This is a genomic window from Sporanaerobacter acetigenes DSM 13106 (assembly GCF_900130025.1).
Lineage (GTDB): Bacteria > Bacillota > Clostridia > Tissierellales > Sporanaerobacteraceae > Sporanaerobacter > Sporanaerobacter acetigenes.
Genome location: NZ_FQXR01000006.1, coordinates 14,871 through 31,871, shown reverse-complemented (window position 1 = coordinate 31,871; position 17,001 = coordinate 14,871). Strand labels below are relative to the sequence as shown.

Here is a 17,001-nt window from a genome sequence, read left to right as displayed (position 1 = left end):
ATTAGTTTAATGTATGCTGCACCTCTTATGTATACAGCTCTTGGAGGAGTAATGACAGAAAACTCTGGAGTTGTAAATATAGGTCTTGAAGGGATGATGACCATAGGAGCTTTTGTTGGTGCAACAGTAGGTTTTTATTCAGGAAATCCTTGGTTAGCTTTTTTGTGTGCCGGACTTGCAGGGGGAGTATTGGCGTTACTTCACGCAGTGGCATGTGTGACGTTTTCAGCAGATCAGGTAGTTTCTGGTATTGCTATAAACTTTCTAGGACCTGGACTATCTCTTTTCTTAAGTAGAGTATTTTTTGATGGGGCTACTATGACTAAACCTATACCTTTGGATCAAAAGATGCCAAGGCCATTAAATGGAGTATTTGCTCAAAATTCGTTTTTAGATCTAGTATTTAATCAATATGCAACGGTTTATCTTGCATTTTTGCTAGTTTTTATAGTTTGGTATATATTGTATAAGACTAAAATTGGTCTTAGAATAAGAGCAGTTGGAGAACATCCAAGAGCAGCAGATACATTGGGAATTGATGTCTACAAGGTAAAATATCTAGCTGTAATCTTATCTGGAGTTTTTGCTGGATTTGGTGGAGCAGCTATGAGTTTGGCTGCAGTATCAAATTTTAGAGCAACTCTTATTTCTGGACAAGGCTTTATAGCATTGGCTGCTATGATATTTGGAAAATGGACGCCACAAGGTTCTATGTGGGCATGTTTGTTATTTGGTGTGGCTCAAGGTTTGGTTGTATATTTAGGTGGAACAGATATAAGAGTTTCATCACAACTATTAGCTATGATACCTTATGTAATCACGCTCATAATTCTTATGAGTTTTGTTGGTAAAGCAACAGGTCCAGCAGCAAATGGAATACCGTATGAAAAAAACGAGGAATAATATAAGAAAGCTTTCAATTCAATTTTGGATTGGAAGCTTTTTTGATGTAATAGAAAAGCTTATATATAAAATGAAAATGTCGAATAATAAATAATTTTGTTTATTATTTATTTTTTTGATATAATAATCATATATAAGTATTAAAACCTATTAGTGGGAGTGAGCTTTAATGAGATTAGGTTATGATTTGACCCTTGAACAAGCTCAGAAATTAGTGATGACACCTGAGTTGAGACAAGCGATTCAACTACTTCAATTTACTAGTCAAGAATTAAATGAATATTTAGAAAACCAAATTGAAATAAATCCTATGCTAGAAAAAGAAAGCATTTCTGATGATTATGAAAACATAGAGGAAATTACGAATGAAACTGAAGAAATAGATTGGAAAGAGCTTTTAGAAAGTTATGATGATATAAGTTATACTGGTCCAAAAGGGAAAAATGATAAAGAAATAACTTATGAAAACTTTGTTTCTTATTCTGCTTCTTTGAAAGAGTACTTGCTTATTCAACTTGGTCTTACTATTTGTGAAGGTCTTGAAAGAAAAATAGGAAAATATATAATTGAAAACATTGATGAAAATGGTTATTTAACTGTTTCAATAGAAGATATTTCTGAAACTTTAAATGTTTCTACTGAACAAGTGGAAAAGGTTTTACTCGAGATACAGTGTTTTGACCCTGTAGGAGTAGGAGCTAGAAATTTAGAGGAATGTCTATGTATTCAACTTAAAGATAAAAGTATAGAGGACAAAAATATATATGATGTAGTTGAAAATTATTTAGAAGATGTGGCTCAAAATAGACTTCAAAAAATATCCAAAGAACTGGGATTAGAGCTGGAAGAAGTTCAAAATATTTGTGATTTCATAAAAACATTAGAGCCAAAGCCAGGCAGGAGTTTTTCTATAGATGGAGGAGAAGTGAAATATATTACTCCAGATGTTATACTCCAAGAAATAGATGGAGAATATTTGGTAGTACTAAATGATATTACGGCACCTAGACTTAATATAAATAGTTTTTACAAAGAACTCATGCTTAAATCAGATGATACAAATATCACTTCGTTTTTGACAGACAAGTTGAATTCAGCAATGTGGATTATAAAAAGCATTGAGCAAAGAAAAATGACTATTTATAATGTGGTATATTCTATATTGAAGTTTCAAAAGGATTTTTTTGAAGAAGGTGAAAAGGGACTAAAGCCATTGACTCTTAAAGATGTAGCTGATGACATAGGTGTCCATGAATCAACAGTGAGCAGAGCTACAAGTGGAAAGTATATTCAAACTCCAAGAGGATTGTTTGAACTAAAATATTTTTTTACTACTGGAATTTCTGGAAATGATGGAGATGTTTCTTCTATCTCAATAAAATCAATGATAAAAGATTATATTGAAAAGGAAAATCCAAAGAAACCACTAAGTGATCAACAAATAGCAAATATGCTAAAAGAAAAAGATATATCAATATCCAGAAGGACTGTTGCAAAGTATAGAGATGAACTCAATATACCATCTTCATCAATGAGAAGAAGATATTAAAAGCTACTTTTCTAAAAAAAGAATAGTAGCTTTTATTTTTATGACTTATGGGACGTATGGTATAATATACTGTGGATATTATAGCTATTGAAATGGCTAGCTATGGAGTTTTTTTCATAGCTATGTTTTTTCAACATCTTGAAACAGGGGGTATAAATTTGTTTTCAGAGCGTCAGAAAGAAATTTTATCATATTTAATAGAAAGTAATGAGGAAGTAACTGCAAAGTGGATAGCAAAACAATTGGGACTTAGCGATAGGACTATTCGCAATGAAATTCAGTATATGAAAGCTGATTGTGATTCAGTAGGTGTATCTATTGAATCTATAAGAGGGAAAGGCTATGTAGTCCACATTACAGATCGGGAGTTATTTGAAAGTAGCTTTAACAAGATTGTTAAAGTTAAGGATAATACCAGAACTGTTAATTTTTCATACAAAAAGAATAGAATAGAGTATTTAATAAGAAGACTTATATTGGAAAGGGATTGTATAAAGATAGAAGATCTTGCAGATGAACTATTTGTATCCCAATCTACAATGCAAAATGATTTAAAGGCAGTGAAAGATATATTGAGTGAATATAGTTTGAAGCTTGTCAATAGACCCTATTATGGGACATATGTTGAAGGTCATGAATATATGAAAAGGGTTTGTCTATCAAGTTTTATGCTTGGCAATGATGGGGTTTTAAATATTGATACTGCAGCATTTGAGCTCTACGAAAATATTAGAGATGTTATCATAAAGAAAGTAAATAAATATAATGTGGAAATATCTGATCTTTCCCTTTGTAATTTAACTATTCATATTATGATTGCATGTAAAAGAATTGAAAAAGATTTAATTATAGAAGATTTAAATGATTATTTAGTTGTAGAATATCCTATGGAAAGAAAAATGGCTGCTGAAATTGTTAAAGAAGTGGAAGAGCATACTGGGTTAGTATTTCCAAACTCAGAGGTGGATTACATTATCATCCACTTATTAGGGACAAAACTATTATATAAAGAGACATTAATTGAATATAGAGGATTTAATGACGCTAAAAGCATTGTTCAATGTATGGTAAATAGACTGAAAAGAGAATTAAATTGGGATTTGAAAGATGATAATGAATTTATGCAAGCATTAACTTTACACATTCGTTCTGCAATAAATAGACTTAAATATAATATGAATATAAGGAACCCACTATTAGATGAAATTAAGACAAAATATCCTGATGCATTTGATGGTGCTGTTATTGCTAATAAGTGTATAGAGGACTATTTGTCTGTAGAGGTGGGAGAGCATGAAATTGCCTATATTGCAATACACATTGCTGCAGCTTTAGAAAGAATGAAATTAAAAAGAAAAGAACCAAAAAGGGTTGTAATAGTATGTGCTTCAGGGGTTGGAAGTGCAAAATTGTTATACTATCATTTGAAAAAATTATTTGAGCATAATTTACAAGTTGTGGATTCAATTAATTATTATGAATTAAGTAAATATGACTTATCTACAATTGACTTTGTAATTAGCACAATACCTATTAAAGAGGATTTAGGAGTACCTGTTCAAGTGGTAAATACATTCTTAGGTGAAGATGATATTGTCAATATAAAGAATAGACTATTTTTAGGTGAACAGGATAGAATATCTCCCTTCTTACACCCTTCAAGAGTTTTTGTTCATATGGAATTTGATAATAAGGAAACTGTTTTAGAATTCATGTGCAACGAATTATATAAACAGGGGATAGTACCAGAAAATTATCTAAATCTAGTGCTAGAAAGGGAATCAGTTGCAGCAACTTGTTTTGGTAATTTAGTGGCAATTCCTCATCCTATAAAATTGGTAACAGAAGAAACTTTTTGGACTGTTTGTACACTGAAATATCCAATACTGTGGGATGACAATCAAATGGTACAGTTTATATGTTTGTTGAACATTCAAAAGGATAAAAAAGAAGATTTAAATAGTATGTATACCAAGTTGATTTCTGTCGTTGAAGATAAAACAGTTGTTCAAAAGTTAATTAATAGTAATTCTGTTGATGAAATCATTAATATTTTAATTTAGGAAGAGAAAGTTTCCGTTATTAAAGGAAAAGTATTGTGTTCAAGATCAAAGATTTTTTAGGTATACTGAGAATGTAAGATAATAAAGTGAGTTAGGAGGATGTATATGAAAACGATTATGTTAGTTTGTACAGCTGGTATGAGTACAAGCTTAATGGTAAACAAGATGAAAAAGGTAGCAGTAGAACAAAATATAGATGCAGATATTTTTGCAGTTCCAGCTATTGAATTAGAAAGTATTATAGATACTAAAGATATTGATGTAATATTGTTGGGTCCACAAGTAAAATACATGAAAAGTAAATTTGAAAGTAAGTTAGAAGGGAGAAATATTCCTATAGATGTAATTAATATGCAATATTATGGAATGATGGATGGAAAAAAGGTTTTAGAACAGGCTTTAGATATAATCAACAAAAATAGCAACTAATGAACTTTATAGGGAAAAGGAGATGTACTATGTTAGACGAAAAATTAGAGAGAGCTGCCTTTACTATAATAAGTAATGTAGGTACAGCAAAGAGTTTGACTATGGAAGCATTGTATAATGCAAAAAAAGGGAAATTTAATTTAGCAGAAGAAAAACTAAATGAAGCCAAACAATACTTTTTGGAAGGTCATAAGGGTCATGCGGCACTTATACAGAAAGAAGGCAGTGGAGAACAATTAGATTTTTCTATTATACTTATGCATGCTGAGGATCAACTTGCAACTACAGAAACCACTTTTGAGTTAGTTAAAGAAATGATTGAGATGTACAAGAAGTTTGGTATCAATTAAGAAAAATATAATTAATTTATATAAGTGTACAAGCTGAATAGCTTTAGTTTTGCTTGCTAATGTAAAAAAGAAACATATTTGTATTTCTTTACATATTACAAATATGTTTAAATTTAAACTGTTAAACTAAGGAGGAGTATAAATGAGCAAAGAAAACGGTGTCATGGCTAATTTTACAAGTCTATTGGAAGAGAAATTAGTACCAATAGGAGAAAAAGTTTCATCACAGCGTCATTTAAGGGCAATAAGGGATGGAATGGTTGCAGCAACACCATTGACATTATTGGGGGGTGCTATTTTAATTATTAGTTCTCCACCAGTAGATCTTAATGTAATACAACCTACTAATTTTTTCTATAGGTTTTTGATTGCATGGAAAAAGTTTGCAATGGCATATGGTATGGAGCTGGAATTGCCTTTTAGAATGACCATGGGTATTATGGCTCTTTTTATAGCAATAGGAGTTGCATATAATTTAGCAAAATCATATAAGATGGATCCTATTGGATCTCTTGTTGTATCAGCAGTTACATTTTTAGTTGTATCTGCTCCATCTGATTTAGGAGTTATGTCTAGTTTAATTAATGAGAATATGACTGGAGCGGAAGTTTTAAAAAATCAATCTATCTTAATACCTTCCCAATATTTAGGAGCAGAAGGAATTTTTACAGCAATTATTATTGGTATTGTTACAACCGAAATTACACGTTTGTTAAAGGATAAAGGGTTTGTTATAAAGATGCCTGATTCTGTACCACCTGCAATTACAGCATCTTTTGAATCTATTATTCCAATGACTGTATCTGTACTATTGTTTTATGGTATTAGTTTACTTGTTCAATCAAAATCAGGTATGCTTATTCCACAAGTTATAATGAAGGGATTACAACCAATAGTTGGAGCAGTAGATTCCCTTGGTGGAATTATTGTAATATCAATTATTACTCAATTGCTATGGCTGGTTGGATTACATGGTTCTAGTATAGTAAGTGGTGCCGTTGGTGTATTTGAAATTGGGAATTTAGCTAATAATGCAGATTTAATAGCAGCAGGTAAAGCACCTATCTTTATTTATACTCAATCCTTTAGAGCATTTTTCATGATAATAGGAGGTGCAGGTGCAACTTTTGGTTTAGTGCTATTATTACTTAGAAGCAAGTCTTCTCAATTGAGGAATCTTGGCAAATTAGCTATTGTACCTTCAATCTTTAATATTAATGAACCAGTTATATTTGGTGTACCATTAGTTTTTAATCCTGTTTTAGCTATACCTTTTATATTAGTTCAAATAGTAAATGGAACAATAACATATGGTCTCATGAAAGGGAATATCATAAGAAAAACTTTTGCAAATGTACCTTGGACAACTCCTGCTCCAATTGGTGCAGCACTTGCCACCATGGACTTTAAGGCATTCTTTTTAGTATTAATATTATTAGGAATAGATGTACTTATTTGGTATCCTTTCTTTAAGGCATATGAAAGACAGTTATTAAAAGCAGAGAATGAACAATTAGATAATGAGATATCCTAGTTTAGGATATCTCTAATATTAAATAACAGTTTAGTATACTAGGAGGAATAATATGAAATTAGAATTTCCAAAGGATTTTTTATGGGGCTCAGCTACAGCCTCTTATCAAGTTGAAGGAGCAGTTAATCAAGATGGTAAGGGAATGACATCTTGGGATAAATACTATCACATGCCTAATAGAAAGTATAATGGGGATGTTTCAACTGATCATTATAATAGATATAAAGAAGATATTAAGTTGTTGAGTGAAATCAATCAAAAGACATATCGTTTTTCAGTTTCCTGGGCAAGAATATTTCCAAATGGAAGCGGAGAAATAAATGAAAAGGGATTACAATTTTATGACAATTTAGTAGATGAGTTATTAGCTAACAATATTGAACCAAATTTAACACTATATCATTGGGATATGCCACTGGCTCTAATGTATAAAGGGGGCTGGTTAAATAGAGAAGTTGTTGATAATTTTGTAGAATATTCAAAAGTACTTTTTACCCATTTTAGGGGACGTGTTAAATTGTGGTCAACAATAAACGAACCTGCTTCTGAAGTTATGGGTGGCTATATTCAAGGGGCACATCCACCTTTAAGAAAAAATTATACAGAAGCACTACAAGTTGCACACCATTTAAATTTAGCCCATGCTAAGGCAGTTAAACTTTTTAACGAAATGAATATGGAAGGAGAAATTGGTATAGTATTAAATCCAATACCAATTCATCCAGCATCTAATAAGGAAGAAGATATAATTGCAGCAAAAAGAGCTTATGATTTTTATTCTGATTGGTATATTGCTCCTATTTTGGCTGGTAAGTATCCAGAAATAATGTTGGAAGAATGTCAAAAAAAATATAATTCTCCCAAAATTGAACCAGGAGATATGGAAATTTTAAAGGGAGCTAAGGTGGATTATTTAGGAGTTAACTATTATATGCGTCGAGTTGTTGCTAACAATCCAGATTCTACAGGAAATATTGATGATTGTTTCAAAAATGTTCGTGTAAAAGATGGTAATTATACTGAATGGGGATGGGAAATATATCCGGAAGGATTGTATGAACTTCTAAGTAGGATTCAAAAGGATTATGGGAAAATAGACTTTTATATAACTGAAAATGGAATGGGATTCTATGACAAGGTAGAAAGTAATGGACAGGTCGTTGATGATGATAGACTTGACTATATCAGACAACATATTATCCAAATACATCGCTGTCTAGAAGATGGAATTAATATTAAAGGCTATTATGTATGGTCTGCAATTGACTTATTATCTTGGACAAATGGATTTGAAAAGAGATATGGATTGATTAGGGTAGATTTTGATACATTAGAGAGAAGTATTAAAAAGAGTGGACGTTGGTATGCTGATTTTATAGCTAATAATTATATTGAATATAATGAGTAAATAGGTGGTGGTATAATATGGTAAAAAAGTATTTACCCAATTGGGAATCATTAGATAGTAGAACAATACCAAGTTGGTTCAACGATGCTAAGTTTGGAATATTTCTACACTGGGGAGTTTATTCTGTACCTGCGTGGAGAAAGATAAATGACGAGCGATTTGGTTCATATGCAGAATGGTATTATGCAAGTGTTTATGGAAATTATAAAAACAATGACGACGATTTTCATAAAAAAGTATATGGGGAAGACTTTGAGTATAGAAAATTTGCTAATTATTTTAAGGCTGAATTATTTGATCCAGAGTTGTGGGCAGATATATTTTATAATGCTGGGGCTAAATATGTAGTTTTGACATCAAAACATCATGAGGGATATTGTTTATGGCCAACTAAAAATAAACATAAAGTTAATTGGAGAGTGACAGATGTAGGACCTAATAAAGATCTTCTTGGAGAACTATCTAAAGCTGTAAGAAAAAGAGGAATGAAAATGGGTGCCTATTATTCAATGATAGATTGGGAAACGAACAAAAGTCATAGACCCGAAAATGGATATTTTGTACCAGAAAAGGATAGAAAGAAATATGGTATAGAAGAATCAAGATATGTGGATGAAATATTAATACCCCAATTAAAGGAATTGGTCAATAATTATGAACCAGCTGTGATTTTTACAGATGGTGGGGAATGGGATTTGACAGAAGAAGAGAGCAAGGTTAAGGAATTTTTGGCTTGGCTTTATAATAATGCTCCTAATAAGGATGAGGTAGTTATAAATGATAGATTTTGTGTAGGTATGCCTGGGAATCATGGAGATTATTATAGTACAGAATATAAGGATATAGACGGTTTTGAAAATATCCACCCTTGGGAAGAGAGCAGAGGTATAGGCAAATCATATGGATTTAATAGAGCTGAAAATTTAGAGGATTATAGTACTTCTGAAGAGTTAGTACATGAACTTATAGATATTGTGTCAAGGGATGGTAACTTGTTGTTAAATGTAGGCCCTACTGCGGATGGCAGGATTCCTGTAATTCAACAACAAAGATTATATGATATTGGGGAATGGTTAAAAGTGAATGGAGATTCCATTTATTCAACTACATCTTCAAAAGTGTTTAATTCTGGGAATTCAAATATTTACTTTACTCAGGATAAAGGTGGAAAGAATATATATTGTATTTTGACTAAATGGTGTGATGATGAGTTTGTAATTTACTGTAATGAGGATGTAAATATAAATAGTATCAATTTATTAAATTATGGTGGAGATATAACATACAGTCAAAATGGAAATGAAATAATTATCAATTCACCTACAATAGCACCAAATACATATGGTGGTAAATATGCATATGTATACAGAATAAAATTAGATTAATTTATGGTAGAAATTTTTAAAAAGCAATCATATTAAGCTAATGATTGCTTTTTTTAATTACAACAGCAGGTAACTTCCTATTTTCACATCATTACCACTTATATTATAACGCATAACAATGGATAATCTAAAAAAAGAATAGTAGCTTTTATTTTTATGACTTGAAAAATAAAAATTTTTATCTTATAATGATAGTGAGAAGTGAGACTATATTTTTTTATGGATAGTGGGACAAATAATTCACATAGGGACAAATAATGACCACATAATTGAAATGTTATTTATATATTTAATAGCTGATATTTTGGTTATGATAGATTTAAGAGGTGTTTTCATTGAATGATTTGATAGAATTAGAAAAAAAGATAGTTCCTGAAATAGTTGATATTCTTGAAAAAAGATATGATATTTTAAGAAGCGTATATTTATGTCAACCTATTGGGAGAAGGGCATTAGCTACTCAACTAAATATAGGCGAAAGGACAATCAGAACTGAAGTTGCTGTTTTAAAAGACCAAGGACTATTAAATATTGAATCTATGGGTATGTATGTAACAGAAGATGGGAAAAATGTATTAGATGATTTAAAAGATGTTATTCACAGTTTAAAGGGTTTAAGCGATTTGGAGATGTCATTGGAAAAAGTACTAGGAGTTAAAAAAGTAATAATTGTCCAAGGAAATTCAGATGAAGATGAGTTAGTTTTAAAAGATATGGGAAGGGCTTCAGCCAAATATTTAAGAAGTGTTATTTCATATAATTCTGTCATTGGAATTACTGGTGGAACTACTATGGCACAGGTTGCAGAAGAAATGTGTCAAGAAAAGAAATATAGTGATGTACTAGTTCTTCCTGCAAGAGGAGGGCTTGGGAAAAATGTTGAAATTCAGGCTAATAGTATAGCTGCAAAATTAGCTCAAAAATTGGGAGGAAATTATAGACTTCTACATGTACCAGACAATATTGAAGAAGAAACTATAGCAGCCCTTTTAAAGGTGCCAGAAGTAAATGAATTTGTAAATACAATGAAGAATATTGATGTATTGGTATTTGGTATGGGTAGAGCAGATGAGATGGCTAAAAAGAGAAAATCATCAGAAGAAAAAATAGAAAAATTGATAGAAAAAGGAGCAGTAGCAGAAGCTTTTGGACATTATTTTGATAGAAATGGCGATACTGTTTGGGAGTCCATGACTGTGGGACTATCACTTATAGATTTTAAAAAAGTAGGTAATGTAATTGGTGTAGCAGGAGGAGAAAGAAAAGCTGAAGCTATTATTTCAATTTGTTCTATCAGAGAAGATATGATATTAGTAACTGATGAAGGTGCTGCAAAGAAAATATTAGACATTGTTAATTAAGCTACATATGTAGCTAAAATATATATTAAGGAGGAATATATTATGGCTTTAAAAGTAGGTATAAGTGGATTTGGTAGAATAGGAAGAGACGTTTTGAGAATTTATATGGAAGAGGGAATTGATGATTTTGAAATAGTAGCATTAAATGCTTCTGGAGATTTAAACACATTAGCACATTTGTTTAAATACGATTCACTTTATGGAAAATTCAATGGAACTATGGAAGTAGTAGAAGATGGATTTATTATCAATGGAAAGAAAATTAAAGTAGTAGCTCATAGAAATCCAGAAGAAATTCCTTGGAAAGAACTTGGAGTAGATTTAGTTATTGAATCAACAGGTGCATTTAGAGACAGAGAAGGCGTTATGAAACATATAAATGCAGGAGCCAAAAAAGTACTTATTACTGCGCCAGCTAAAAATGAAGATATAACTATAGTTATGGGAGTAAATGAAGACAAATATGATCCAGCAAAGCACAATATAATATCAAATGCTTCTTGTACAACTAACTGTTTAGCACCAGTAGCAAAAGTAATAGTTGATAAATTTGGAGTAAAGAAAGGTCTTATGACTACAGTTCACTCTTATACAAATGATCAACAAATTCTAGATAAGAGACACAAAGATTTGAGAAGAGCTAGAGCAGCTGCAGAATCAATTATCCCAACAACAACTGGAGCAGCAAAAGCTGTTGCACTTGTAATTCCAGAACTTAAGGGAAAATTAAATGGATTTGCAATGAGAGTACCTACTCCAACAGTATCTGTAGTAGATGTTGTATTTGAAGTTGAAAAGGCAACAACAGCAGAAGAAGTAAATCAAGCACTAAAGGAAGCTAGTGAAGGCTCAATGAAGGGAATACTAGGATTTTCAGATGAACCACTAGTATCAGTAGACTATAAGGGAGATCCACGTTCATCAATAGTAGATGGACTTTCTACAATGGCTATAGACAATATGGTGAAAGTTGTTTCTTGGTATGACAATGAATGGGGATATTCTCGCAGAGTTGTTGATCTAGCAGGCTATATTGCAAACAAATAAGTATATTAAACCGGTCTTGATTTCAAGACCGGCTTTTACCAATTACTAAAATTAGGGGTGATAATATGCTAAATAAAAGAACCGTTGAAGATTTACAGCTTGAAGGAAAAAAAGTATTAGTTAGATGTGATTTCAATGTTCCTATGGATGAAAATAAAAACATTACTGATGATAGAAGAATAACTTCTGCTCTTCCAACTATAAATTATTTACTAGACCATGGTGCAAAAGTAATACTTATGTCTCATTTAGGAAGACCAAAGGGACAACCAAATCCTAAATATAGTTTAGAACCAGTGGCAAAGAGATTGTCTGAACTATTAAAAAAGGAAGTAATATTTGCAGATGATGAAAAAGTAGTTAGTGAAAATGTAAAAAATATAGTAGCTAATATGAAATCAGGAGATGTAGTTCTATTACAAAATACTAGATATAGAAGTGAAGAAGAAAAGAATGGTGAAGAATTTGCAAAAGAACTAGCTTCTCTTGGAGATCTATATGTAAATGATGCTTTTGGAACTTCTCATAGAGCTCATGCCTCAAATGTAGGAGTATCCAACTTCTTGCCATCAAGTGTTGGTTTTTTAGTTAAAAAGGAAATTGAAGTTATGGGAAAGGCTCTAGAAAATCCTGAAAGACCTTTTGTAGCTATATTGGGTGGTGCAAAGGTATCAGATAAAATTGGTGTTATAGAGAATTTAATTGAGAAAGTTGATACCATACTTATTGGTGGAGGAATGGCTTATACTTTCTTGAAAGCTAAAGGCTACAATATAGGTAAATCTCTTCTTGAAGAAGATAAAATAGATTTAGCTAAAAGTTTAATGGAAAAAGCCAATGCAAAGAATGTAAAATTGCTGTTGCCAGTAGATACAGTAGTAGCTAAAGAATTTAAAAATGATACAGAGTATAAAACAGTTAATGTAGATAGTATTCCAGAAGATATGATGGGATTGGACATAGGAGAAAAAACAGTTAAGCTATTTAGTGAGGAAATTGAGAATGCTAAAACTGTTGTATGGAATGGACCTATGGGAGTATTTGAAATGGAGAACTTCAAAGTTGGAACTGATGAAATAGCTAGAGCTATGGCAGAAACTTCTGCTGTGACAATAGTTGGAGGTGGAGACAGTGCTTCAGCTATTGAAAAGGCTGGATTTGAGGACAAAATGACTCATATTTCAACAGGCGGTGGTGCTTCATTAGAATTTTTGGAAGGAAAAGTATTGCCAGGTATTGCAGCTATTAGCGAAAAATAAGGGGGAGAAGTTATGCGTACTCCAATAATTGCAGGAAATTGGAAGATGAATAATACAGTAGATGAAGCGGTGAATTTGATTAAAGGTATAAAAAATGGAGAAAGAAATGCTGATGTGGAAGTAGTTGTATGTGTTCCTTTTACTGATTTATGGCAAGTAAAAAAAGAAATAGAGGGAACAAATATAAAACTTGGTGCACAAAATATGCATTGGGAAGACAGTGGAGCTTTTACAGGAGAAATTTCTCCACTTATGCTTAAAGAAATAGGGATAGATTATGTGATTATAGGTCATTCAGAAAGAAGACAGTATTTTAATGAAACAGATGAAACTGTAAATAAAAAAGTGAAATCTGCATTGAAATATGATATAAGGCCTATAATATGTGTTGGAGAGACTTTAGAAGAAAGAGAAAAAGGTACTGAAAAAGATGTAGTTAAAAGACAAGTAAAAGCTGCATTGGAAGATATAGAAGGAAAATATATAAAGGATATAGTCATAGCTTATGAGCCCATTTGGGCTATAGGAACTGGGAAAACTGCTTCAAACAAAGATGCCAATGATATGATAAGTTTTATTAGACAGACAGTTTCTGATAAGTATGGTGAAGAGATTTCTCAAAAGATGAGAATCCAATATGGTGGAAGTGTTAAACCAAACAATATAAAGGAACTTATGGCTGAAAGTGATATAGATGGAGCACTAGTAGGTGGAGCTAGCTTGAAAGCAGATGATTTTTTGAAACTTATAAATTTCTAATGGAGGCTTTATTATGCACAATAAAAAACCAGTAATGCTCATGATATTAGATGGCTGGGGATTGGAAGAGAAAAAAGAAGGAAATGCAATTAAACTTGCAAAAACACCTAATTATGATAGACTTTTAAAAGAATATCCCAATACAAAATTAAGTCCCAGTGGACTTTCTGTAGGATTGCCAGATGGGCAAATGGGAAATTCAGAAGTAGGCCATTTAAATATTGGAGCAGGAAGAATTGTATACCAAGAATTAACCAGGATAACTAAATCTATTGAAGATGGAGATTTTTTTCATAAAGAAGAATTCTTACAAGCTATAGAAAGCGCAAAAGCAAATAATAGCAAGATTCATGTAATGGGTTTGGTATCTGACGGTGGTGTACATAGCCACAATACCCATCTTTATGCACTATTAGAGTTATTCAAAAAGGAAGGCATTGAAAATGTGTGTATTCATGCTTTTCTAGATGGAAGAGATGTATCTCCGACAAGTGGCAAAAACTATATTGAAGAACTAGAGAAAAAGATAAATGAAATAGGCGTAGGGAAAATTGCTACAGTATCAGGTAGATACTATGCTATGGATAGGGACAAGAGATGGGAAAGAGTGAAACTTGCCTATGATGCTATGGTGTTAGGGAACGGTAAAAAAGAAGTAGGTGCTGTAGAAGCCATTGAAAAATCCTATGCAGAAGATGTTACAGATGAGTTCGTAGTGCCAACAGTTATTTATAAAGATGAAAAGCCTGTAGCAACTATTGAAGATGGAGATTCTATTATATTTTTCAATTTTAGACCTGATAGAGCCAGAGAAATAACTAGAGCTATAGTTGATGAAAAATTTGAAGGATTTGAAAGACAAAAGAAAGTTGAAACTTTTTATGTTACAATGACTCAATATGATAAGACTATTGAAAATGTCCACATAGCATATAAACCAGAAAAATATAAAAATACATTAGGTGAATATGTAAGCAAACTTGGAATGAAACAGCTAAGAATTGCAGAGACTGAAAAATATGCTCATGTGACTTTCTTCTTTAATGGAGGAGTAGAAGAGCCAAATGCAAATGAAGATAGAGTTCTCATTCCGTCTCCTAAAGTAGCTACTTATGACATGCAGCCAGAGATGAGTGCTATTGAAGTAAAAAATGAAGTTATAAATAGAATTAAAATGGATGAATATGATCTTATCATTTTAAATTTTGCAAATCCTGATATGGTAGGGCATACAGGTGATTTAGAAGCTACCATAAAAGCTGTAGAGACTATAGATACTTGCATAGGAGAAATAGTAGAAGAAATTTTAAATAGAAATGGAAAACTTATGATTACTGCAGATCATGGAAATGCAGAAAAAATGATTGATGAAGAAGGTCATCCTGTTACATCTCATACAACAAATAAAGTTCCTTGTATCATTATAGGAGAAGGAAAAGTTCATTTGAGAGAGGGAAAACTTGCAGATATTTCTCCAACATTACTTCGTATGATGAATATTGAAATTCCAAGTGAGATGACAGGTCAATCACTAATTTTGAAGGAGGAATAAAAAATGACAATGATAACTGATATTTATGCAAGAGAGGTACTAGATTCAAGAGCAAACCCTACTGTAGAAGTAGAAGTTTGGACAGAAAATGATGCTTTTGGTAGAGCACAAGTTCCATCAGGAGCTTCAACAGGAGCTTTTGAAGCTGTTGAGCTTAGAGATGGGGACAAAGCTAGATATTTGGGAAAAGGTGTTATGAATGCAGTAGATAATGTAAATAATATTATTGCTCCAGAAATTATAGGAATGGATGTATTTGATCAAGTTGGAATAGACATGAAAATGATTGAACTTGATGGAACACATAACAAGGGGAAACTTGGAGCAAATGCAATACTAGGAGTTTCTTTGGCAGTAGCTAAAGCTGCAGCTAATGAACTTGGACTTCCACTTTATCAATATATTGGAGGAGTGAACGGGAAAGTACTTCCAGTTCCAATGATGAATATATTGAATGGTGGGAAACATGCTGACAACAATGTAGATATCCAAGAATTTATGATATTGCCAGTTGGAGCAGTAAACTTTAGGGAAGCTCTAAGAATGGGTGCGGAAGTATTCCATAATTTGAAAGCAGTATTAAAAGGGAAGGGTTTAAATACTGCGGTTGGTGATGAAGGTGGATTTGCTCCAAACTTGACAAGCAATGAAGAAGCTCTTGCTACTATAGTAGAAGCTATAGAAAAGGCTGGATATAAACCAGGAAAAGATGTTTGTTTAGGAGTAGACGTAGCTGCTACAGAAATATATGATGAAGAAAGAAAAATCTATAAATTAGCTGGAGAAGGAAAAGAATTAACTGTAGAAGAAATGGTTGATTTTTATGAAGAATTAGTAAACAAATATCCAATAATATCTATTGAAGATGGTCTAGCTGAGGAAGATTGGGATGGATGGAAGCTATTGACTGACAGATTAGGAGACAAGGTACAAATAGTTGGAGACGATTTGTTTGTTACAAATACTGAAAGAGTAGAAAAGGGTATCCAATTACAAGTTGCAAATTCAGTGCTTATAAAATTAAATCAAATAGGTACACTTACAGAAACATTAAATACTATAGAAATGGCTAAAGTTCATGGATATACTGCAGTTGTATCTCATAGATCAGGTGAGACAGAAGATACAACTATTGCAGATTTAGTAGTTGGTGTAAATGCAGGACAAATAAAAACTGGTGCACCATCTAGAACAGATAGAGTTGCAAAATATAATCAACTTTTAAGACTTGAAGATTTTCTAGGAGATACTGCAGAGTATAGAGGAATGGATGCTTTTTATAATTTAAAAAAGTAAAATGGGAATAAATAAATAGTAAGGGTATCCTTACTATTTATTTATGTTCTAGACCTTTTACCATTTTCTATTGATTTTATATAGTCTCTGTGTTAAAATATTGTTG

At 32.0% G+C, this 17,001-nt stretch carries 14 protein-coding genes; all 14 read left to right on the top strand.

Annotated elements, in window-relative coordinates:
- Window positions 1-9: 9 nt before the first annotated feature.
- On the top strand, window positions 10-903 hold the full coding sequence (locus BUA21_RS07205; RefSeq protein WP_072744324.1) for an ABC transporter permease: 894 nt from the start codon (window positions 10-12) through the stop codon (window positions 901-903).
- 169 nt (window positions 904-1,072) lie between these two features.
- Window positions 1,073-2,452 (top strand): RNA polymerase factor sigma-54, encoded by a 1,380-nt coding sequence (rpoN, locus tag BUA21_RS07200; RefSeq protein WP_072744142.1) that lies wholly within the window; start codon window positions 1,073-1,075, stop codon window positions 2,450-2,452.
- Between the two features lie 71 nt (window positions 2,453-2,523).
- The gene (locus BUA21_RS07195) at window positions 2,524-4,515 is read left to right on the top strand and encodes a BglG family transcription antiterminator (protein ID WP_199228929.1); all 1,992 of its coding nucleotides are present in this window, start codon (window positions 2,524-2,526) and stop codon (window positions 4,513-4,515) included.
- A 105-nt stretch (window positions 4,516-4,620) separates the two neighbouring features.
- Window positions 4,621-4,944: a PTS sugar transporter subunit IIB gene (locus BUA21_RS07190; protein WP_327198040.1), complete on the top strand. Its 324-nt coding sequence runs from the start codon at window positions 4,621-4,623 to the stop codon at window positions 4,942-4,944.
- 29 nt (window positions 4,945-4,973) lie between these two features.
- Window positions 4,974-5,294 (top strand): PTS lactose/cellobiose transporter subunit IIA, encoded by a 321-nt coding sequence (locus tag BUA21_RS07185; protein WP_072744140.1) that lies wholly within the window; start codon window positions 4,974-4,976, stop codon window positions 5,292-5,294.
- Between the two features lie 142 nt (window positions 5,295-5,436).
- Window positions 5,437-6,828 (top strand): PTS sugar transporter subunit IIC, encoded by a 1,392-nt coding sequence (locus tag BUA21_RS07180; RefSeq protein ID WP_084604194.1) that lies wholly within the window; start codon window positions 5,437-5,439, stop codon window positions 6,826-6,828.
- Between the two features lie 52 nt (window positions 6,829-6,880).
- Window positions 6,881-8,236 carry a GH1 family beta-glucosidase gene (locus tag BUA21_RS07175; protein ID WP_072744139.1) on the top strand — a complete coding sequence of 452 codons (1,356 nt, stop codon included), beginning with the start codon at window positions 6,881-6,883 and terminating at the stop codon, window positions 8,234-8,236.
- 17 nt (window positions 8,237-8,253) lie between these two features.
- The gene (locus BUA21_RS07170; RefSeq protein WP_072744138.1) at window positions 8,254-9,621 is read left to right on the top strand and encodes an alpha-L-fucosidase; all 1,368 of its coding nucleotides are present in this window, start codon (window positions 8,254-8,256) and stop codon (window positions 9,619-9,621) included.
- A gap of 326 nt (window positions 9,622-9,947) precedes the next feature.
- Complete coding sequence (locus BUA21_RS07165; protein WP_268801901.1) at window positions 9,948-10,982, top strand: sugar-binding transcriptional regulator; 1,035 nt, start codon at window positions 9,948-9,950, stop codon at window positions 10,980-10,982.
- A gap of 42 nt (window positions 10,983-11,024) precedes the next feature.
- The gene (gap, locus tag BUA21_RS07160) at window positions 11,025-12,029 is read left to right on the top strand and encodes a type I glyceraldehyde-3-phosphate dehydrogenase (RefSeq protein WP_072744136.1); all 1,005 of its coding nucleotides are present in this window, start codon (window positions 11,025-11,027) and stop codon (window positions 12,027-12,029) included.
- A 65-nt stretch (window positions 12,030-12,094) separates the two neighbouring features.
- Window positions 12,095-13,288 (top strand): phosphoglycerate kinase, encoded by a 1,194-nt coding sequence (locus BUA21_RS14925; RefSeq protein WP_200796534.1) that lies wholly within the window; start codon window positions 12,095-12,097, stop codon window positions 13,286-13,288.
- Window positions 13,289-13,300: 12 nt separating this feature from the next.
- Window positions 13,301-14,047 carry a triose-phosphate isomerase gene (gene tpiA / locus BUA21_RS14920; RefSeq protein WP_200796533.1) on the top strand — a complete coding sequence of 249 codons (747 nt, stop codon included), beginning with the start codon at window positions 13,301-13,303 and terminating at the stop codon, window positions 14,045-14,047.
- Between the two features lie 13 nt (window positions 14,048-14,060).
- Entirely contained in the window at window positions 14,061-15,599 is a 1,539-nt protein-coding gene (gene gpmI, locus BUA21_RS07150; RefSeq protein ID WP_072744135.1) for a 2,3-bisphosphoglycerate-independent phosphoglycerate mutase, read from the top strand.
- Window positions 15,600-15,602: 3 nt separating this feature from the next.
- Entirely contained in the window at window positions 15,603-16,895 is a 1,293-nt protein-coding gene (eno, locus tag BUA21_RS07145; RefSeq protein WP_072744134.1) for a phosphopyruvate hydratase, read from the top strand.
- Window positions 16,896-17,001 lie beyond the last annotated feature (106 nt).